Source organism: Tuberibacillus calidus DSM 17572, from assembly GCF_000430685.1.
Classification (GTDB): Bacteria; Bacillota; Bacilli; order Bacillales; family Sporolactobacillaceae; genus Tuberibacillus; species Tuberibacillus calidus.
Genome location: NZ_KE387194.1, coordinates 49,905 through 71,940, shown reverse-complemented (window position 1 = coordinate 71,940; position 22,036 = coordinate 49,905). Strand labels below are relative to the sequence as shown.

Annotated in this window: 14 protein-coding genes; 3 read left to right on the top strand and 11 right to left on the bottom strand. The window is 46.4% G+C overall.

The features are described from left to right. Positions 1-13 precede the first annotated feature (13 nt). Positions 14-4,522 (bottom strand): glutamate synthase large subunit, encoded by a 4,509-nt coding sequence (gltB, locus tag H532_RS0115510; RefSeq protein ID WP_245566488.1) that lies wholly within the window; start codon positions 4,520-4,522, stop codon positions 14-16. 215 nt (positions 4,523-4,737) lie between these two features. Between gltB and gltC the strand changes: the two genes are divergently transcribed. Then, positions 4,738-5,646 (top strand): glutamate biosynthesis transcriptional regulator GltC, encoded by a 909-nt coding sequence (gene gltC / locus H532_RS0115505; RefSeq protein WP_425426312.1) that lies wholly within the window; start codon positions 4,738-4,740, stop codon positions 5,644-5,646. 154 nt (positions 5,647-5,800) lie between these two features. On the opposite strand, the gene H532_RS0115495 is transcribed toward gltC, so the two are convergent. Both H532_RS0115495 and H532_RS0115480 read right to left on the bottom strand, forming a co-directional pair. Continuing rightward, entirely contained in the window at positions 5,801-6,799 is a 999-nt protein-coding gene (locus H532_RS0115495) for an NAD(P)/FAD-dependent oxidoreductase (RefSeq protein WP_027726226.1), read from the bottom strand. 736 nt (positions 6,800-7,535) lie between these two features. Next, positions 7,536-8,330: a TIGR00266 family protein gene (locus H532_RS0115480; protein ID WP_027726224.1), complete on the bottom strand. Its 795-nt coding sequence runs from the start codon at positions 8,328-8,330 to the stop codon at positions 7,536-7,538. 323 nt (positions 8,331-8,653) lie between these two features. Here H532_RS0115480 and H532_RS0115470 point away from each other — a divergent pair, with 323 nt between their 5' ends. Both H532_RS0115470 and H532_RS19165 read left to right on the top strand, forming a co-directional pair. Further along, positions 8,654-10,753, top strand: a complete 2,100-nt coding sequence (locus H532_RS0115470) for a TaqI-like C-terminal specificity domain-containing protein (RefSeq protein WP_027726223.1) — start codon at positions 8,654-8,656, stop codon at positions 10,751-10,753. Positions 10,754-10,758: 5 nt separating this feature from the next. Beyond that, the gene (locus H532_RS19165) at positions 10,759-11,508 is read left to right on the top strand and encodes a hypothetical protein (protein WP_051263379.1); all 750 of its coding nucleotides are present in this window, start codon (positions 10,759-10,761) and stop codon (positions 11,506-11,508) included. A 40-nt stretch (positions 11,509-11,548) separates the two neighbouring features. On the opposite strand, the gene H532_RS0115460 is transcribed toward H532_RS19165, so the two are convergent. From H532_RS0115460 to lgt, 8 genes are all read right to left on the bottom strand, one after another. Further along, positions 11,549-11,821: a hypothetical protein gene (locus H532_RS0115460; protein WP_027726222.1), complete on the bottom strand. Its 273-nt coding sequence runs from the start codon at positions 11,819-11,821 to the stop codon at positions 11,549-11,551. A 198-nt stretch (positions 11,822-12,019) separates the two neighbouring features. Beyond that, the gene (locus H532_RS0115455; protein ID WP_027726221.1) at positions 12,020-14,170 is read right to left on the bottom strand and encodes an ATP-dependent Clp protease ATP-binding subunit; all 2,151 of its coding nucleotides are present in this window, start codon (positions 14,168-14,170) and stop codon (positions 12,020-12,022) included. Positions 14,171-14,820: 650 nt separating this feature from the next. Then, positions 14,821-16,095, bottom strand: coding sequence for an isocitrate lyase (gene aceA / locus H532_RS0115450; RefSeq protein WP_027726220.1), 1,275 nt, complete (start codon positions 16,093-16,095; stop codon positions 14,821-14,823). Positions 16,096-16,175: 80 nt separating this feature from the next. Next, entirely contained in the window at positions 16,176-17,747 is a 1,572-nt protein-coding gene (aceB, locus tag H532_RS0115445; protein WP_027726219.1) for a malate synthase A, read from the bottom strand. Between the two features lie 325 nt (positions 17,748-18,072). After that, positions 18,073-18,417, bottom strand: coding sequence for a protein YmzB (ymzB, locus tag H532_RS0115435; protein WP_027726218.1), 345 nt, complete (start codon positions 18,415-18,417; stop codon positions 18,073-18,075). A gap of 27 nt (positions 18,418-18,444) precedes the next feature. Next, entirely contained in the window at positions 18,445-19,965 is a 1,521-nt protein-coding gene (locus tag H532_RS0115430) for an FAD-dependent oxidoreductase (RefSeq protein ID WP_027726217.1), read from the bottom strand. A gap of 140 nt (positions 19,966-20,105) precedes the next feature. Next, on the bottom strand, positions 20,106-20,912 hold the full coding sequence (gene yunB / locus H532_RS0115425; RefSeq protein ID WP_081412498.1) for a sporulation protein YunB: 807 nt from the start codon (positions 20,910-20,912) through the stop codon (positions 20,106-20,108). Positions 20,913-21,082: 170 nt separating this feature from the next. Continuing rightward, complete coding sequence (lgt, locus tag H532_RS0115420) at positions 21,083-21,865, bottom strand: prolipoprotein diacylglyceryl transferase (protein WP_027726215.1); 783 nt, start codon at positions 21,863-21,865, stop codon at positions 21,083-21,085. Positions 21,866-22,036 lie beyond the last annotated feature (171 nt).

Genomic DNA, 22,036 nt, shown 5'->3' with positions numbered 1-22,036 from the left:
TAACCGTTTCCGTTTAAACCAACTCGAAGTTCTCTTCGATTTCAGGTGCAGCCAGTTTCCCAGCCTTTTTAAGATTAAACGCAAGCAGTTTGGCTTCTTCTTCAGAATGACCGCGTGCTTTGAGTTCCGCAATGGCCTGAAGCATTTGGGCATAATCCACTGGAATGACTTTTATGAAACGGCTGCATGCCTCTTCCCAGTTTTCCAATATTTCTTTAGCTTTCGGGCTTTCCGTATAAAGATAATGTTTCTCGATCATTTGTTTGACCGCATCCCTCTCATCAGGGTCATTCAAGGCAGTTACGGCCACCATTTCCCGATTGATTCTGGCAGCTGCCTGGCCATCAAGAAGATAAGCCACACCTCCGGACATGCCGGCAGCAAAGTTTTTGCCGATTGTTCCTAAAATGACGACTAGCCCGCCTGTCATATATTCACAGCCGTGTTCACCGACGCCCTCGACAACGATCTTGGCGCCGCTGTTTCTGACGGCAAAGCGACTCCCAGCCGAACCGCGAATAAAGGCTTCACCCGAAACGGCCCCGTAAAATGCGACGTTTCCGATAATCGCCTCACCAAACGGATGCGTGCCTTCGGAAAACGGTTTGATGATCAGTTTTCCGCCAGATAGCCCTTTTCCGACATAATCATTGGCATCGCCTTCCAAATCCAGCGTGACACCTTTCGGAATAAAGGCACCGAAGCTTTGACCGGCTGAGCCCTTTAAGCGAATGTGCACCGTGTGATCCGGAAGTTCGTTTTGTTGGTATTTATCAGTGATGTAATGCCCGACTAACGTACCTACCGCCCGATCGGTATTTTTTACGAATGTATCCACATGAACAGGTTGCTCTGATGCCAGAACGGGACGGACTGTTTCGAATAAAACGCGTTCATCAAAGTGTTTATGCGCGTGGCCGCGGCGCTTTTTCTCCTCATAGCGGCGGAACATTCTTCCCGAAGGCGCCTCAAGTAGTTTCGTCAGGTTTAAGCGGGAGGCTTTTTCATGGTGTTTCACTTCCGGTTTCACCGTTAAAAGTTCTGTCCTACCGACAACTTCATCTAATGAACGAAAGCCTAGTGCGGCGAGTCGCTTCCGAACGTCTTCTGCCACGAACCGAAAATAATTCACGACATGTTCGGGTTTACCCATCATTTTTTTCCGAAGTTCCGGATTTTGCGTCGCAATCCCGACGGGGCATGTATCGGTATGACACATGCGCATGATGATGCAGCCAAGCACAACAAGCGGTGCTGTCGCAAATCCGAATTCTTCCGCCCCTAAACATGCGGCCATCAAAACATCACGGCCCGTTAACAATTTTCCATCAGCCTCTAAAACGACGTCATCGCGCAAGCCATTGAGCAAAAGGGTTTGGTGTGTTTCCGCCAGTCCCAGCTCCCAAGGCATGCCCGCATGCTGGATGCTTGAGCGTGGAGACGCCCCGGTTCCGCCGTCATAGCCGCTGATTAAAATCGTGTCAGCGAGCCCTTTAGCCACACCGGTAGCGATTGTGCCGACACCCGCCTTCGCCACGAGTTTGACACTCACTTTAGCTTTCGGATTAGCGCTTTTTAAGTCATAGATGAGTTGCGCCAAATCTTCGATAGAATAAATATCGTGGTGCGGCGGTGGAGAGATCAGCCCAACGCCCGGCGTTGAACCGCGTACCTCCGCAATCCACGGATAGACTTTTTTCGCCGGTAATTGGCCGCCTTCACCGGGTTTTGCGCCCTGGGCCATTTTGATTTGAATTTCATCGGCATTCGTTAAATATAGGCTAGAAACGCCGAAGCGACCTGATGCGACTTGTTTAATCGCACTGCGGCGAAGGTCGCCATTTTCATCAGGAAAATAACGGGCAGGGTCTTCGCCGCCTTCACCGCTATTAGATTTTCCGCCAATGCGATTCATGGCGATGGCAAGTGCTTCATGCGCCTCTTGACTTAAAGAGCCGTACGACATCGCCCCTGTCTTGAAGCGTTTTAAGATGGCTTCAATCGGCTCTACTTCCTCAAGCGGAATTGGCGGGCGATCCGATTGGAAATCCAACAGACTGCGGATGGAGGAAAAGCATTCTTGATCTGCCGCTTCGCTAAACTTCCGATACAGAGGCCAACTGTTTAGGCGAGAAGCTTGTTGCAGCCAGTGAATCGTCTTCGGATTAAAGCGGTGATACTCACCTTCCTTCCGCCACTGAAGGACGCTTCCCGAGTCTAAATCCGAAGCCGCAAAGGCAGCTTGATGACGGCGTTTAGTTTCACGATCCAGATCATCAATTGTCAAACCGCCAAGCTGAGAGACCATGCCGGTGAAATAACGATCGACCACCTCTTCACTGAGCCCAAGCGCTTCAAACGCTTGGGAGCCTCGGTAGCTTTGGACAGTCGAGATGCCGAGCTTTGACATAATTTTCAACAAGCCGGCATTTAATGCTTTGATATAGTTCGCACAAGCTTTTTCGCTCGTCATGCCTTTCACATGGCCGGTTTCAACGAGGCGGCGCACCGTTAGCAACCCTAAATATGGATGCACCGCATCAACCCCGCAGCCGATGAGCATCGCTATATGATGGCTGTCCCTCGCCTCTCCCGTATCAGCGACTATGCTCACGTTGAGTCTCTGACCTTTTCGAATGAAATGGTGATGTAAACCGGAAGAAGCAAGCAGCATCGGCATCGGAATACGGTCCTCGGTCGGATATCGATCCGTTAAAACGAGGATGGTAGCGCCCGCCCGGACTGCCTCTTCTGCTTCCTGAAACAGTCGCTCCAACGCCTCTTTAAGATTTTCCTTTTCTTGATACAGGACGGTGAGCGTGGCCGTTTGAAAAGCAGGATTCCATTGCGTGATTAAATCCTCATATTCACCATCGCTCAGAATGGGGGACGGACATTGGATGCGCCGGGCGCAAGCCACACTCGGTGTTAAGACATCCCCAGTCCTGCCAAGCCACGTGATGGTTGACGTTATACATTCTTCCCGCAAGGCATCAATCGGCGGATTCGTCACTTGGGCAAAACTTTGTTTAAAGTAGTTATAAAGAAGCTGCGGCCTTTCCGATAAAACCGCAAGCGGCGTATCCATTCCCATCGACCCCGTTGCTTCTTTTCCATCCGTCACCATTGGTAAAATAGCTTTTTGGATTTCCTCGTAGGTATAATCAAAAGCCTTTTGTAAAACAGGAACGTCGGCTTCTGTCTCGGGAAGTCGGGATGGCGTCTTGCCGTCGAGTACCGTCACCGCTTCATCGAGCCACATGCTGTATGGGTGTTCTGCGGCGAGCTCACGTTTTAACGCCTCACTCGCAAGGCGCTTTCCTTTTTCCAAATCGACCCACAACCATTCGCCCGGTTGCAAATTGGCTTTTATTTTGACATCGGCTGGAGCAACATCGACGACGCCGAATTCCGAAGAAAAGATCAGGCGGCCGTCTTTCGTCACGACATACCTGGCCGGTCTCAAACCGTTACGATCAAGCCCCGCGCCGATAAACCGGCCATCGGTAAAGGCAAGCGCCATCGGGCCGTCCCAAGGTTCCATTAAAGTGCTGTAGAATTCGTAAAAAGCGGCCATTTCAGGATCCGCCAATGATTCCCGTGGTTCAGGGACGAGCACCATCGCCGCTTTAGCTGGATGCATGCCGCTGACCAATAAAAATTCAAGCGCATTATCAAGGGTGGCTGAATCGCTCCCATTCTCTTCTATAATTGGCAGGATGTCATCCAAAGGCACTCCTAAGTCAACGTCGAAAACCGCCTCCCGAGCTTTCATCCATAACCGATTTCCTTGAATCGTATTAATTTCTCCATTATGAATCAACGTCCGATATGGATGGGCTTTGGCCCATGATGGAAAGGTATTGGTACTAAAGCGGGAATGAACGAAACCGATCGCCGACCGGTAATCGGGGTCTGATAAATCGGTATAAAAAAACCCGAGTTGTTCGGGGCTTAAAAAACCTTTATAAACGATCGTGCGTGAAGATAAACTGCTAATATAAAAATCTTTTATTTTCTGTAGCCGCCGTTCGATCTTTTTCCTCAGAACGTAGAGCCGTTTATCAAAACCTTTATCATCCAAATGTGCCGATTTCCCAATAAAAAATTGGCAGATCTGTGGGCATGTCTCATAGGCGCGGCCTTTCAGCACGTCTTTATTAACCGGGACGGTTCGAAAACCGAGTAAAGATAACCCTAACTGTCCTGACTCCTCCGAAATCGCGGCAGCGATGTGCGACTCAGAAGCCTCTCTTGGAACAAACATCATACCGACGGCATAGTCTCCTGACTCAGGTAAATCTGCCATTGTTTTGCGAAAAAGAGCATCGGGAATTTGCGTCAAAATCCCCGCACCGTCACCGGTTTTCTTATTATGCCCGGCGCGGTGGTCGAGCCGTCTTAACATTTCCAAAGCTTGATCTATAATAAAACGTTCCGGTTTTCCGTTAATGTTAGCGATAAAACCGATGCCACAAGCATCATGTTCAAATGCCGGATGATACATACCTTTTTCCGCCATCATCCACCCCTCCCGTGAGACCATTTCAAAATGTAGGTTAGTTTCATTTTAAGTGGAAGGAATCAATCTAAACAATATATAATTAAGATAAAAAATATATCAAAATGAGATAGATTGTGGTGAGAGGGTTTAGACCCTTGGCCAACTAAGGAGAACGAAGACCCGTAAGTTGTGAGGCTTTAAAGGAGGGTCTTCTCACTTGTGGGATGGGAGGAATGGAAATGGAATGGCGGCAAATTTTATATTTTATTGAAGTTGCAAGACACGAGCATGTCACTGAAGCCGCGCATCGGTTGCATGTAGCCCAATCAGCGGTTAGCCGACAGATCAACCTGCTTGAAGCAGAGCTTGGCGTTTCTCTTTTTACAAGAGAAGGCCGGAATGTCCAGCTCACGTCGATCGGGCGGGTTTTTCTCGATTACGCCGAACGCGCGGTAGCAGAGATTGAACAAGGCATTGAGAAAATTGAAGAATATTTAAACCCGGAAAAAGGCATGATTCGCCTAGGATTCGCCACAAGCTTATCGGCCCATACGCTGCCGATTGCCCTCTCTCAATTTCGCGAACAGTATCCCGGGATTCGGTTTCAGTTATATCAAGCCTCTCAATCCTCGTTAATCGAACAGGTGGAAAAAGGAAAGCTCGATATCGTTTTTTGTGCCCCTGTACCTAAAGAACATAACAATGTGGACGGCCGCATCTTTTACCGCGAGCAATTTTATGCGATATTACCGACAACACATCCGATGTCCGAGCAAAACTTTCTTCGTTTAGACCAATTAAGAGACGAGCTTTTTGTCGGTTTTCATCAGGGACATGTGCTTCACGAATACTTTATCAAAACTTGCGAACAAATCGGTTTTCAACCGAAACTGTCTTTTGAAGGCGAAGATATCGAGACCATTAAATCACTTGTTGCGTCCGGCTTCGGCGTGGCGATCCTGCCCGAAAATGCCCTTTTGAATCTCTCTTTAGATCTCGTTAAAATCCCGCTGGTCGATCCCGAACTCTATCGGTCAGTCGGCGTGGTGATACCGAAGCGGCGCGAGCTTGGGCCGTCGGAGTCTCTGCTTTTGATGTTTTTGGAGTCTTTCTATCAACGTTTATCACGGTTCGGGGAATAGAATATAGTGGCGCATAAAAAAACAGCTGAAGACTTCGTGAACCAGTCTCAGCTGTTTTCCTATAATTTTTATGTGAGGCTTGATATGGTCGGCTTTTTTGGCTTAAAATAGACCCTTGTCCTAAGCCGATCGGGCAACAATGACGCCTATCTTTTTATTGCCCGAACATCGAAGTACTGTGCATCGGTTGGGTACGCGCTTTAGGGTCAAGATAGGATTTGGCATTATTCACAGCCGTTGGCCCTTCACCGAATCCCGTGGCAATGAGTTTGACTTTACCAGGATAAGTGGTGACGTCGCCCGCCGCATACACCCCTTCGATATTGGTTTCCATCTTCGTATTGACTACGATGGAATTCTTCTCGATCTCAAGCCCCCAGTCTTTAATGGGGCCGAGAGCGGAAATAAAACCATGGTTAACGATGACCTCATCCACTTCAATCGTTTCCGTATTTTCTCCCTTTGGTGTTTGAATGACGACTTCGTGAATGTTGTCGCCGTCGCCATGCAATTCGGTAATGACAAATGGCGTTTTGACCACAACGCTTGATTGCAACATCTGCTCAACACTGCGTTCATGGGCGCGGAACTTATCCCGCCGGTGAACGATGTAAACTTTTTCAGCAATCGGCTCAAGCATATTGGCCCAGTCAACCGCCGAATCGCCGCCACCGGAGATAACAACTTTTTTCCCCTTAAATCGGTTCATGTCTTTCACAAAATAATGGAGTGTTTTTCCTTCATACATTTTTTCATTTTCCAGATCCAGGCGCCGCGGTTGAAAAGCACCTACTCCCGCCGTAATGATCACGGTTCTGGTATAATGCTCGCTGCCATCGCTAGTCCTGAGAATAAAAGTGCCGTCTTCTTGTTTTTCTAGCGTTTCGACCGATTCCTCCAAAACGATGGTAGGATCAAATTGCTTCGCTTGTTCAATGAGATTTTCTACGAGGTCCCAGGCCTTAATCCTCGGAAAACCAGCCACATCGTAAATATATTTTTCGGGATAAAGGGCAGTCAGTTGCCCACCCAGCTGCGGCATGCTTTCAATAATCTTCGTTTTCATCTGTCTCATGCCACTATAAAAGGCGGTGAACAACCCCGTCGGGCCGCCGCCAATGATCGTGACATCAAAAAGTTCTTTTTCGCTCATGGTTTCACCCCTGTGGTTATCCTCTATTTATAAGAAAACTATTTTTTGTTAGACAAAAAAACTTACACTATCAGCTTAATATATCAAACGCGTTTGCGCAAAACTTTTCTAGTGTAAAACCTTTAAAGAAAACGATATTTTTGGCAAATGGCAGGACCATAGCGTCCTTATGCTCGACTAAAAAAAGATAGAGTTTCTTGCTAGAACCAAAAAGCATATCATTTCTCGCCTCAATGGCCGGCAATTTGATGCGCAATCTGAAATTGCATATTATTTTCCCGCCCGGAAGCCTTACAACTGATATGCAATTTTTAAAAATGGGAAATTATGGATGGATTTTTAACCGAAATTCAAAAAAGCATATCATTTCTCGCCTCAATGGCCAGCATTTTGATACGCAATCTGAAATTGCATATCATTTTCCCGCCCGGAACCCTTTCAACTGATACACAATCTTTATAAAAGGAAAAAGTTGATAAGAAAAGCCGGGCATCCACCCGGTCTTTTTTGTATAACATCAAAAATCGTCAATATCTGGATGTTGTGCAACGTTTCAGCCGCTGATGAACCGAAAGGCTGCTATTCCACCCATTCGGTAAAATCAATCTGAAAGGCCTATTGATCTCCTTCTCACCTCAAAATGGCCGAAAGAACCTCAGACAGCCGCCCATGCCAGCGGGCGGCTGCCGAGAAGCTGATTCCAGATCGGCTCCATACGCCGAGCGATCGCTAAAAATTAATCATCGCCGTCTAACAAGTTCCATACGCCGCCTAGGAGGCTGCCTTCACCGCGGCTTTTTCCGCCCGGGATTTGCGGGGCTGCGCTAAAGACGCGGCTTGCCAAACGGCTGAACGGGAGGGATTGCACCCACACTTTCCCCGGACCTCTTAATGTCGCAAAGAACAGGCCCTCGCCGCCAAATAAAGCGGTCTTAATGCCGCGGACCATTTCGATATTATAATCGACGTATTGTGTCATAGCCACGAGGCAGCCGGTATCGACGCGCAACAGTTCGCCGGAGGCAAGGTCGATTTCTTTAATTGTTCCGCCCGCATGCACAAACGCGAGACCATCGCCTTCCAATTTCTCCATAATAAAACCTTCACCGCCGAAAAAGCCGGTGCCAAGCTTACGCTGAAACTCGATGCCAACGCTAACACCTTTTGCGGCACAAAGAAAGGCATCCTTCTGACAAATGATTTTGCCACCTAACTCGCTTAAATCCATCGGGATGATTTTACCAGGATAAGGGGCGGCAAAGGACACATGTCTTTTTCCGCTACCCCTGTTAGTAAATGCCGTCATAAACAAACTTTCGCCCGTCAGCAGGCGTTTCCCGGCTCCCAGTAATTTCCCCATAAAGCCGCCTTGATTACTGCCATCACCGAAAATCGTTTCCATTTCAATGGCATCATCCATCATCATGAGGCTGCCCGCTTCAGCAATCGTCGTTTCATTCGGATCCAATTCGATTTCCACGAATTGCATATCATCCCCGTAAATTTTATAGTCGATGTCGTGATTGTTCATATTTTCCCTCCTCGTTTTAAAGACGGATCAAGGCGCTGCATCAATTTTCGCCTGATCTCTCAAATCGTTCATCGTCTAGCAACATGATGGCTGGAAGCATTGGCGGCTTTACTGTATACGGATTGTATCCAAGGCAAAAAAAGCTTCACAAGCCCACTTTTTTCCACATTTTGCTTTAACGATGATTCCCATATTTATTATATCTTTAGTCCTAGCCGAATACATCCATTTTTCCACCTCACTATTTGGGGATCAAGGCACCTTTTCTAGGGTGCTTGTGTTAGACTATATAGGAGTAAGACAACACGTTAAGGGGAAAGAACATGAAAAGCACCGTTATGCAGCCAACTTATGTTGATATAAGGGAGACCGCGGCGATGCTCTCTGTCTCCCAAGCCACCGTCCGTAATTGGGTAAAGGCTGGAAAATTGCAACCAGTGGAGAAAGAAAACCGCAGACTCCTTTTTGAGAGAAAGGCGATCGAAAAACTCGTCGAAGAAATCGCATCGGGCAAATCTCATCGTTTAAAAAGCCGACGAAACAAAAAGGCCGTGAAAGGACATGTTATCCCAGCGGAATACGTCTCATCAAAAGTTTATTTAGAGGCGGCGGAAACGATTTTACATTGGGTGAGCCATACAAATGAAAAAATCGATCTGAGGCTCATTTTATATGAAATCGCCCTGAATTTATTGGTGGAAAGGCGTCTTCTTCATGTACCAGAAACAGATGTCAGCCTGACAGAGGGTCTCCAAAACGGGCGGTGGGCACTTGGCAGTTATCGAACTGTCTTCCATGAACTTTTTAATCCGGCCCAACCTTTAAATGAAGAGGATAAAACCATTTTACGGAAAATCCGAAACATGCATCTCCCTTTTATTGAAGGTGATGATCTGCTCGGCCTTTTATATATGTCATTATCGAGTCTTGGTACCCGAAAAAATAAAGGGTCGTACTACACGCCTTCCGACATCGTCGACCAGCTCATCAACCAAAGCCTCCGATACATGGATCGCTCCTTGACGCCGCGGGTCGTGGATCCTTGCTGCGGCTCGGGCAATTTCATGATCCGGCTTTTTATCGAGTTGAAAAGGCGCCTTCTTGAAAACGGATGGTCAGTGGAAGCGGCTGAAAAAGCGCTGCTTTCGGAATCGTTATATGCCTGGGACATTGACCCAACGGCTGTGATACTTACAAAAATCAACCTCTTGTTACTTTTGGAAACGCCTTATGACGATCAGGAGCATTGCCTTCTTCACATTCGCGAACAAGATACTTTGGCAACTTATGGCACGTTGTTCGGGGCAGAAAATGACGACACCTTTGACCTTGTCATCGGAAATCCCCCATGGGGCTACAGCTTTTCTGATGAAGAAGCCGAACTTTTAAGGCAGAAATTTGTCACCGCAAACGGGCCGCTAGAGTCCTTTGACCTTTTTATTGAGTATGGGATCGATGTCCTCAAACCCGGCGGGATTTTATCCTATGTCTTGCCGGAATCTTTACTGAATGTGCAAATTCATGAGACAACGAGAAAATTCCTGATTGAACAAGCCGAACTCTGTCAAATCAACCTATTGGGGCATCGTTTTTCAAAGGTGTTTGCGCCATCCATCTTGGTCACCGCGCGAAAAACCACAAAAGTAGCCGATAATCATGAGATCATGGTCGTCCATGAGGACAAGCATTACACGGTTTCCCAAAGCCGCTTTTCAAAAAATGAAAGAACCATTTTTAACGTCAGGGCATCGGATGCCGAAGAAGACGTGCTGGATCATATGCGGACGCTTTCCGGGGTTGAATTTTTAAAAGACCAGGCGGATTTCGCACTCGGCATTGTGACGGGAAATAATCAAGAATTCGTCCTTGATGAACCCGTGGACGGGGCGGAACCGGTCATTCGCGGTGGTGATGTTTTTAAATTTAATTTCTATTCGAGCGAACAATACATGATTTTTCAACCGGAACGCTTTCAGCAAGTGGCTCCGGAAAAATGGTACCGGGCAAAAGAAAAACTCATCTATCGTTTCATTAACGAACAGCTTGTTTTTTCGTACGATAATCATGGAACGCTTTCTTTGAATAGCGCTAATGTCGTCATCCCGCGGATCCCGAATCGGTCCGTCAAATACATTTTGGCCGTTCTGAATTCCCGGGCGGCGCAATTTTTCCATGAACTATCGTTTGCATCAGTGAAGGTGTTGCGCCAGCATATTGAAGCGATCCCGATTCCACCGGCTTCATCCACCGACGAGCACCTCATCGTTGAGCTTGTTGAAAAACTGATGGATACAGAAGACAAAAACGAACGGAGCCGTATTTATGAGGAAATTGATGACCACATTATGCGCCTCTATCACTTCACGCCATCTGAAATCGATGTGATTAAACAGAGAGTGCGGACCAAATTTCTTTCGAGGTGAAGCCTTTGGACAACTTAAGAAAAAAGCTGGAATCACTAATCGCCGAACTTGATGAGCATGAAGAGATTGCAGAACAAATGCGGCAATTGGAATCGGTTTTTCCGTTCAATGCATTCGAATATATGATCGCGACGTTAATCGGAAAAGGGAAGCTGTCTCTTGCGGATTACTATGAACTTCGGAAAAACTACATTGAAAACAACCGCTATCTTGGGATTTTTGAAATCAGTGCCCCGCGGGGCTTTGGTGAAAAATGGGCCCAAAATTATCTACATGAGCTTGTGCCTCAATTGAAAAAACCGTCCAAGAAGCTAGATCCAAACTACTCGGGCCAGTATGATTTCTTCTTGGAAAACATTAAAATCGAAGTGAAAGCATCGAGAGCGGTGGATTTCAACAGCAAGGAACCTTTGTATGTTAAGGCTCTGTCGTCAAACTCTCCCCTTCCGTTTAACATGAACTTCCAGCAAATCAAGCCCGGTTGCTGTGATGTTTTTGTTTGGATCGCTGTTTGGCGGGATGTCATTCGTTATTGGGTGCTTTCATCAAAAGAAGTGGAGATGAATCCTTACTATTCAACCGGCCAGCACCGCGGCAATGTTGGCGAAGGGCAGCTCCATCTTAACCATGAAAACATTGATGAATTTTCCATCTATGAATGCCATGCCGAGGAGCTTTATGAAAAAATTTTAGCCGCAAAAGAACGAAATGATAACAGCCTCATCCTCGGTGCCCAAAAGGCGGTCATAGGTTGAAAGTGAAAAGAGGACCGATCATCCGAGTCCTCTTTCTTCGTTATTTTGCTTTTTTTCTCCGATAGTCTCTTATGAAGCGAATGAATCGAATAAAGGCGCAGGCGGCTGTTGTAAAGATAAAATAAATGGTTAACAGTATGTAGAGAATTTCATCGGCAAGAATCAGGCAAACAATTCCGCCGATCACAAACAGAACGAGCAGAAAATAAATAAGATTAATGTTGCGGAATCGGTACTGCAAGATTCCGGCAATAATACATAAGATGATGCCGATGACGACTCGAATGAGTATATAGGGGACCGTTATTTCCATAAAGGACTTCCCTCCCAACCCGCTGACACTACCATTATATATTTATTTTTATTCCGGAGGAAAATCCTTCATTTCCAAATCCTTTAAAACATGCCAATGGTCCTGCCTGCTCCGCACTATTTCTTCTATTTAGACTAAAAAAGGTGGACCCGGAGAACCCGTCCTTTTATGGCCAGGTTCTTTCAAGTCCACCTCTCTTTATGCGGTTTTTACAACGACATCGTCATGGTCAACATCGACGACGACTGCTTTAACATTATTTTCTTCCATCATCAACTCAGCAATGCCATCTTCAACTTTTTCTTCGATGACGCGACGCAACGGGCGGGCACCAAAGGCCGGATGATAGCCGAGTTCAGCTAATTTTTCCTTAGCCGCATCTGTAACGGTCACCGTGATGCCTTGCTCAGACGCCGCCGCATACACGTCTTTCAACATCAGTTCAACGATTTGCTTGAGATCTTCACGACTGAGCGCTGAAAAAGCGACGATAGCGTCAAAACGGTTGAGAAATTCCGGTCGAAAATAATCTTTCAAGCGATCCAATAGATCGTTTTTGTTTTCCTCTTCCGTCACTTGACCGAATCCGACTTTGATCGGTTTCACATCGGTTTGGCCGGCATTGGATGTCATGATGATCACCGTGTCTTTAAAACTTACGGTGCGGCCTTGGCTGTCCGTCAAGCGGCCATCTTCAAGAATTTGCAAGAACATATTCATGACGTCTGGATGGGCCTTTTCCACTTCATCAAGCAAGATGAGACTGTACGGTTTGCGGCGCACTTTTTCCGTCAGTTGACCGGCTTCTTCATGGCCGACGTAACCGGGCGGCGAACCGATGAGCTTCGACACGGAATGTTTTTCCATATATTCACTCATGTCCAAGCGAATCATCGCCTCGCGGTCACCGAAAAGTTCTTCCGCCAGCGTTTTCGACAACTCGGTTTTACCGACACCGGTCGGTCCGACAAAGAGGAAGGAGCCGATCGGTCGATGGTGACGCCTGAAACCTGCGCGATTACGGCGAATCGCTTTCGCCACTTTTTTAACGGCTTCCGCTTGTCCAATGACTTTTGCGTTCAAACGGCTTTCAAGGTTTTTCATTTTTTCTTGTTCGTTTTTCTCTAAACGACGCACCGGAATGCCGGTTTTCTCTTCAATGAGCGCTTCAATATCCGCTTTATTGACGACGGCCTTACCGGCATTTTGTCCTTTAACTTCGGCAATTTTTGCTCGCAAGCTTTGTTCTTCATCGCGAAGCTGGGCCGCGCGTTCATAGTTTTCTTGGCGCGTCGCGGTTTCTTTTTCCCTTAGCACCGCTTCAAGTTGGGCTTCGAGTTCCGTTTCATTTTCCGAAGCCGCCCGCAAATTGAGCTTAGCTCCAGCCTCGTCCATCAAGTCGATCGCTTTATCTGGCAAATAGCGGTCTTGGATATAGCGATTGGACAGTGTGACACAGGCGCGAATCGCTTCATCAGTATAAGTGACTTCATGATAGTCCTCGTAGCGTTTCTTCAGGCCATTCAAAATGGCTATCGCTTGCTCAATCGTCGGTTCGTTGACAATTATTGGCTGGAATCGGCGCTCAAGTGCCGCATCTTTTTCGATTTTCCGATATTCTTTTAAGGTCGTGGCGCCAATGATTTGAATATCGCCGCGAGCTAGAGCCGGTTTTAAAATGTTGCCGGCGTCTTGGGATCCTTCGGCAGAGCCTGCTCCGACAATTTGATGGATTTCATCGATGAAAACAATCACGTCAGATCGTTGTTGCATTTCGCGAATCAATTGTTGCATCCTTTGTTCAAATTGACCGCGAATTCCAGTACCCGCAACAAGGCTTGCCATATCCAGCACATAAATTTGTTTGTTCCTTAATTTTGCCGGGACTTTTCCTTCTACAATGCGAAGAGCAAGACCCTCCGCAATGGCCGTTTTACCAACACCCGGATCACCAATCAAAACCGGGTTGTTTTTATTGCGGCGATTTAATGTTTCAATGACGCGTTCAATTTCTTTCTCGCGGCCGATGACAGGGTCAATCTTACCCGCTTGTGCTTCAGCCGTTAGGTTTTTGCCCAATTGATCGAGCAACCCGCCACGACCACCGCGATGCGGAGATTCCGTCATTACATGCGGTGTGCCGTTTGCGAATTGTCCGCCTTGGGCATCGCTGAAAAAGCCTTTCAAGAGATCATCAAAAGATGAACCTCCAAAAAGATTCAATTGAGGCGCTTCAGCACGCATTTTATTGTAACAATCTTGACAGAGTTGCAAATGTTCATGGTGATGGTTCATTTGCCAATCTAATTCAATCGTTGCAGGATTCATATGGCATTTTTCACAGAGCATAGCAAAAACCTCCTTCTGCAATGCTTCATTTTCACACTTCTTATTTTGACTTTGACTTTCTTTGACCTTAATGGTTTTAAATAACGCTCTAAATATTTTTAGAGCTTCCTTGTTGTTTGACTATCTTTGACCTTACGCCTTTATTATACTCTGACCTTTTTTGACTTTCAACCCCTTTGCCCAATTTTTTTATAATGATTTTCATTTAAGTTTAAATTTATTATATTACCTTCCAATGCGTGTAAAGAAAAATTAGCTTTGCCAAGCCTTTTAGGCAGAGGCAGAACCTTAGTTGCCCTTATGTTGGCCTAAAAATGATATCCTTTCTTACCAGTATAAAAAACCAGGCATACACCCGGAATCTTTTTAGGGTTTAACTGAGTTTTTGGCTGTTGCGCAATCTTTTATAGCCATTCCCCATTGGAATACCGCGAGTCCATGACCGCCACTCCTCCCGGAAAGCTAGCGCAAATTGCACTTACTCTAATTTTTATCGCTATTGAATCTTGGAAAATACCACCGTTCACGTCGCTGTTGTAGACCCCAGATTTTTTATACGTTCTTTTCCTTAAAGAAAAAAGACATCAGCAAGAAACCGATGCCTTTTATTTGCCGTTTGCCTCAGAACAACGTACACTAAATTTGAGCATTTACACAAATTGCTCTTCTTCGGTGGAACCTTTAAGCGCTGTGGTGGAACTGGTTCCACCGGAGACAATATTCGACACCTCATCAAAATACCCCGTGCCGACTTCATGTTGATGTTTCGTTGCCGTGTATCCTTTCGCTTCACTGGCAAATTCCGCTTGTTGAAAATCAGAATACGCCGCCATTCCGCGGTCGCGATAATCGAGCGCCAATTGAAACATGCTGTGGTTAAGCGCATGAAAGCCAGCAAGCGTGACAAATTGGAATTTATACCCCATCTTACCTAATTGTTCTTGGAAATGGTCAATGGTTTGATCATCCAATTTCTTTTTCCAGTTAAACGACGGTGAGCAGTTGTAAGCAAGTAATTTCCCAGGGAATTTTTTATGAATCGCCTCAGCAAATCGTTTCGCTTCTTCTAAATTCGGCTCTGAGGTTTCACACCAAACCAAATCCGCATAGGGCGCATAGGCAAGACCCCGGGCGATCGCTTGATTAATGCCGGATCTGGTATAATAAAAACCTTCTGTTGAGCGTTTCCCGGTTAAAAATGGATGATCATACGGGTCGACATCACTTGTTAAAAGCTGAGCCGCATGGGCATCGGTTCTGGCAATAAGGACCGTCGGCACATTCAAAACATCCGCGGCAAGGCGGGCAGCAATCAAATGGCGGACGGCTTGCCGTGTCGGCAAAAGCACTTTCCCGCCAAGATGACCGCACTTTTTCTCTGAGGAAAGTTGGTCTTCCAAATGAACCGCGGCGGCACCTGCTTCGATCATCGCTTTCATGATTTCAAAAACGTTTAAAGCCCCGCCAAAACCGGCCTCGGCATCCGCCACAATTGGGACGAGCCAGTCATTGCCTTCTTTACCGTCAATGTGATCAATCTGGTCGGCACGCTCTAACGCTTGATTGATCCGCTTAACCACTTGAGGCACACTGTTAGCCGGGTACAAGCTCTGGTCGGGATACATGTGTCCCGCCACATTCGCATCAGCCGCCACCTGCCAACCGCTGACGTAGATCGCTTTCAAACCCGCTTTGACTTGCTGCACGGCTTGGTTTCCCGTCAACGCCCCGAGCGCGTGTACATAATCTTCCTTATTAATTAGTTCCCAAAACCGCTCGGCACCGCGGCGTGCCAAAGTATGTTCAATCAGAACGGAACCGCGCAGCTTCACGACATCTTCAGCGCTGTAAGGTCGGACGATCCCCTGCCAACGTTCGGACTTCCATTCTTCCTTTAACTTTTGAATTTGTTCCACTTTAGTCATACCTTTCTCCTCCCCTTTTTTAAACCCCGTCATCAAAGCCTCTTAGGGTGAACATTTGTGCATTCTGGGCACATGCGCCGTTATTCCAAAAGATCGTACCCTGGAAGTGTGAAAAATTCCGTGAATTCATCCTTCTCAATCAATGTTTTGAAAAGGCCAATGGCTTCCGAAAATTTCCCGGTTTCAAAGCGATCCGCTCCAAGGTCATTTTTTATTTTCTGACACTCTTCCTCCATCAGCTCCAGTACTAACGCTAATGTGACTTTTCTTCCGTCTTCGAGAACGCCTGCCGGATGGTGGATCCATTGCCAGACTTGCGCTCGAGAAATTTCTGCCGTTGCCGCATCTTCCATCAAATGGTATAGCGGCACAGCCCCACGCCCGCTCAGCCAAGCTTCCATATATTGAATGGCCACAGTGATGTTCAACCGCAGCCCTTCCTCGGTAATCGTGCCCTCTGGTACTGACAATAAATCCGCAGCCGATACTTTGAGATCGTCGCGTTGGCGCTCAATCTGGTTGGCATTTGGCATATGCTCATCAAAAACCTTCATGACCCCTTCAACCAATCCCGGATGTGCCACCCAACTGCCATCGAAGCCATCGAGCACTTCGCGTTTTTTGTCTTTGTAGACTTTCTCCAATGCCACATGATTTGCTTCCGGGTCGTTTTTTACGGGAATTTGTGCAGCCATGCCGCCAATCGCATGAATACCTCGGTGGTGGCAAGTTTTGACAATATAATTCGTATATGCCCGCATAAAAGGCGCTTCCATGGTGACTTGCGAGCGGTCAGGAAAAATAAAGCGTTCGTTGCAGCGGAATTTTTTAATGACACTGAAAATGTAGTCCCAACGGCCGCAATTCAAGCCTGCGCTATGTTCTTTTAATTCGTATAAAATTTCATCTGCCTCGAAAACAGCGGGAATGGTTTCTATTAAAACCGTGGCTTTGATCGTGCCGCGTGGAATGCCAAGTTCATCTTCAGAAAAAAGAAAACAGTCGTTCCATAACCGCGCTTCTAAATGACTCTCTAGCTTTGGCAAGTAAAAGTAGGGGCCGGAGCCATTCTTCAGCAGCGTTTTCGCATTCAGAAAAAAGTACAACCCAAAGTCAAATAAACCCGCTGATATCGGCTCATCATCCACTAAAAAATGTTTTTCAACGAGATGCCAACCTCTTGGCCGTACGACCAAAGTCGCTCTCTTTTCATTTAATTGATAGCGCTTGCCGTTTTCGGCGGTCCATGTCAGACGGCCGCGAATGGCTTCATATAAATTTTTTTGCCCCTTTAGGAGGTTATCAAAAGCGGGGGTAAGTGCATCTTCAAAATCTGCCATATACACTTTAGCCCCCGAATTAAGGGCATTGATGACCATTTTGGCATCACTGGCAGGCCCGGTAATTTCAACGCGACGATCTTCCAAATCGTGCGGAACCGGTGAAACCGTCCAATCGGTTTCCCGAATGGCTTTTGTTTCTTCAAGAAAATCCGGTAAATGTCCGCGGTCGAACGCCTCTTGCCGTTTTTTACGAAATTCCAATAATTGTCTTCTCCGGCCCTCAAAACGTCGATGTAATTTCCCCATAAAAACCGCGGCTTCTTTCGTGATAAGTTCGCAGTCGATGGCGCGGCTGTCGGTTGTTGGCATGTGTTTCAACCCATATCTCTCCTTTTCCAACAGATTAAAATCCATACTCTAAGTAGCCGGTCCCATTGCAGTGTAAACATACCACAAAGCCTTCTCCACGGCAGCCATCACACGGTGTGCAATGGTCACCCCTGTTGCCAGTGCAGTTTGAACAGGCGATTTCGCCGTTTCCATTACACATTGGGCAATCCACGGTTTTACCTCCTTCCATTGTACCAATACAGATTATATTTATGTTCCCTATTATATAACAGTATATAGAAAAGTTTATAAATACTTTTCGACAAATACAAACAAAGAAGAGGTTGACCTCCGTCACCTCTTCTTATATTGGGGTTAATGTATACACGGCTCGGGCCGTGCGGAAAAACACACCCTCTGCATCGCAATGCAACTCTAAAGCTTCTTCGATTGGAATATCAAAGGAGGCATAAGGGAGGGCGGCTTGAGAGTCGTTCGTTAATGTCTGGCCGCTTCCGATCAGTTGCACCGCGGTTTTTGGCAAATATTCATCGGTATGGTTATACACTTCCTCATTGAAACGCTCGAGGTCAATCACCGTTTGATCTAAATCTCCGTTTTCTTCCTTTGTCACGAGAATTCTCCGGCCGATCCATTGCTGCAATACTTTTTTGAGCTCTTCGATGACTTTTTCTTGGTTCTCCTCCATAGATGATTCACCCCTTTGGACGACCTATTATTCCAATCGTTTAAGCGGTTTTTCTGCAGGCCCTTCTAAAATTTCACCTTTATAGTTAAACCGTGAGCCGTGGCAAGGGCAATCCCATGAGCGGTCGCCGCTGTTCCATTCCAATTCACAGCCCATATGCGTGCATGTTGTGTCGACGATATATAATTTTCCATCTTCATCACGAAACGCGCCTCTCCGTCCCCCTTTATAAAGAACCACACCGCCTTCCGATGGACCGAGTTCTTCAGGTGACCGATCGATGACATCCAGTTTCCCCTGAATCAAATGCTTGGCGGCATCACCGTTTAGCAACAAAAATTCTTTCAAGCTGGGGTCGGCGTAAAAGCGGTTTGGCGCAAATACCTTGCGATAAGGGTTGTCCCGATCCAAAATAATGTCCTTCATAATATGAGCGGCGACAACGCCGGAAGTCATCCCCCACTTTTTGTAGCCGGTCGCAACGAGGATATTCGGATAACTTTGCGTGATCTCACCGATATAGGGAACTTTATCAATCGTAAAAAGGTCTTGTGCCGACCATTTATATTTTATCTCTTTAATGCCTAAAACTTTTTCGCCGAATTGCGCTAATTTTTCATAGTGAATGCTTGTATCCAGGCCTTGACCCGTTTTATGGTCCTCACCAACGACAAGCACCATCTCTTCACCGTCAATCTTGGCGCTTCGGAGCGACCGCGATGGGCTTTCAGCGTTAATGTACATGCCGCCGGGGTACGGTTTTTCGGTTTTTACGGCAAGAACATAAGCACGGGACGCATACATCCTTGTAAAATAAAGGCCTTGCCATTCATAAAAGGGGAAATGCGACGCGGAAACCACCCATTGACACGTCAAACGCCGACCATCTCGAGTAATGACCGTCGGCTTTTTATTTTTCTCAACATCGACTGCCATCGTTCCTTCATACACCTTACCGCCCTTTTTAACGAAATCGTTTAAAAGTGGGACAAGGAATTTTAGCGGATGGCATTGTAATTGGTTTTTCATGACTAAGGCGCGTTTAATCTTTAAAGGGAAAGGAATTTGGTCGACAAGTTCCCCTGGGATGCCCAAGGTCGTATAGGCCTCATACTCCTTTTCCAATTTCGTGACGGACGTATCGGTTGTTGCGTACACATAAGCATCCTGAACGGACAAATCGCAATCGATGTTAAGTTTCTTGGCGGTTTCTTGATAAAAATCCATCGCTTTTTTGTTTGCTTCGTAATAAAGCCGGGCTTTGGTTTTCCCCATATGCTGGATCATTTCGTGATAAAACAGTTGATGTTGCGCCGTAATTTTGGCGGTCGTATGGCCGGTTGTGCCGTTCAATACCCGACTGGCCTCAATCAGAGCGACGGACAATCCTTCCTGAATCAGAAGATAAGCCGAAACAATGCCAGTCAATCCGCCGCCGACCACAACGACATCGACTTCCAAATCCTCTTTCAGCGGTTCAAAGCTTGGTATATCCACCGATTCCCGCCAATAAGAATGCGGTTCTTTTGGCATGAGTAATTCCGACAATGAAAATTCCTCCTTCGCCTTTCGATTACCTTATTATCCCAATCTAAGGGCTTAACTATACGGCCATTATTGCGCAATAAAAAATTGGCTCTGCTGGGCCTTTTAGGCGGAGGCAGAGCCGTGTGGTATTTCATCGAGATTCACTCATTGGTTGGAGTTTTCGATGTGCGGTCAACAGGTTTCCCATTGATATACTTGGGGATGTCACCGGTGTACGTCATTTCGGCAACGGGAAGATCTTGTCTAATGACTGAAGTTTTAGTGGCAAAAGGCATCACAATCCGCACGCTAACTTTAACATGGATGACAAGTTGAATTTGAACAACATTCAATCCTTTTTCTTCAATTTTTGGATCAATATACGTCTCGACATCACTAATGGGTTGAAAATGAATCGGAATTTCCGGCCCTAAGTTTCCAAATAAAGACATGTCGGTTGCTTGGCCGAGCGGGACACTTGCGGATGTTCCAATCGGTTTTCTGTTAATACGAATAATGCGGTCCGAGCCATGTTCAATGGAGATCGTGCCATTTTCGACAAGCCGCATAAACGTCTGAATACGCGCCGACTTGTTAAATAAAAAGTCTCTGATCGCCGCGTTGTCAAAAATGATGGAATCGACATTGCCGTTTCTGTCATAATCGACGTTAAAAAAATCGGCATTATTTTGAATGATATTTTCCTTTGAGAGGTCAATATCATGCTCCATTTGCTCCAAGGTCGCGTTGCTGAGCCCATAGTTTATCGCATACATGACCGCTTGTTCCGCTTCATTCTGGGCCATGTCCATCAAAACGGGGGTCAGCTCACGGCTGATATAATCTAGTCCCATAATGGTCACTGAAATGAACACGATGCATGCGAAATAAAAAATTTGGGCATTCGATAAGCGCCATGGTCGTCGTCCAAGTTTCAATCTTCGCTTTTTATAAAAAATCACGCCCATCACCTATAGCATGTATATGCCACAGGCCATAGCAAACTTGACCGCGTAATGCTCTTTTCGACGTATCGGACGCAAAAACAAGCCGATTCATATATGTCCCCTTTTTCTGATCTGATTAACGCTCGATTTTCTTACCGGAATAAAAAAAGCTGCCCAATTGAGCAGCTTTTCTAGGCTTCTTGCCCATGGATTTTATCCCGCCGTTTGATCATTAAATAAAGGAACACGACTACGGCGATAATCATAAAAGCGATCGACGTCCATTGTCCGCCGCTGAACCCGGCATAATTCGGGGAGTCGCCGCGGAAAAATTCCATCGTAAACCTCAGCAAGCCATATAGGAATAAGAAGAGTGAAAAAATAAAGCCTTGGAAAACTTTTTTGCCGAAAAAGTAAAGCAATATGGCGAAGATGACGAAATCGCCTTCGATCTCCCAGTTGATGACAGGCCACAAAGGTTCAGAACCAAATGTATCATAGGCAATGGTGCCTTCGGGATACACGATGCCATAACCGGAATGTGTCGGAGAACCAAATGCATCGCCGCCGAAGAAACAAGCGACACGACCAATCCCCATCCCGAGCATTAACGCCGGGGCAAGGTAATCGGAGAAGTCCCAAAAATTGAGCTTGTATTTATGTACGTATAATAGAAGCGAGACGATGCCGCCGACAATCGCCCCCATAATGGAAATCCCGCCATTCCAAATCGCTATGATTTCAGCAGGATGGTGCATATAATAGGGCCATTGGAACACAAACACATGCCATATTCGCGCACCGATGATGGAGCCAATCAGCGCCCAAAAGATATAGTTATACACGTGTTCGTGATAAATGGTGTGACGCGTTAATGTCAGAGCCACCCCAAAGCCGAGGATAATGGCGATGATCGAAATGACCGCATGCGTTTGGATCGTATAGCCGAAAACCGTGAATAAATCCTTGTACATTGAACAGGTCCACTCCAACTCCATGTTTTTATCCATTTTATCATATTTGTACCGCAACGCTAAACGGAAAATCCCATTTTCTTGCGATTAAATCCCATTACCTATTTTTTTAAAGGTCCAAAAAAGGTAAACTAAAAAGGAATCGTCCTCACTCCATAATGAAAGGAGTCC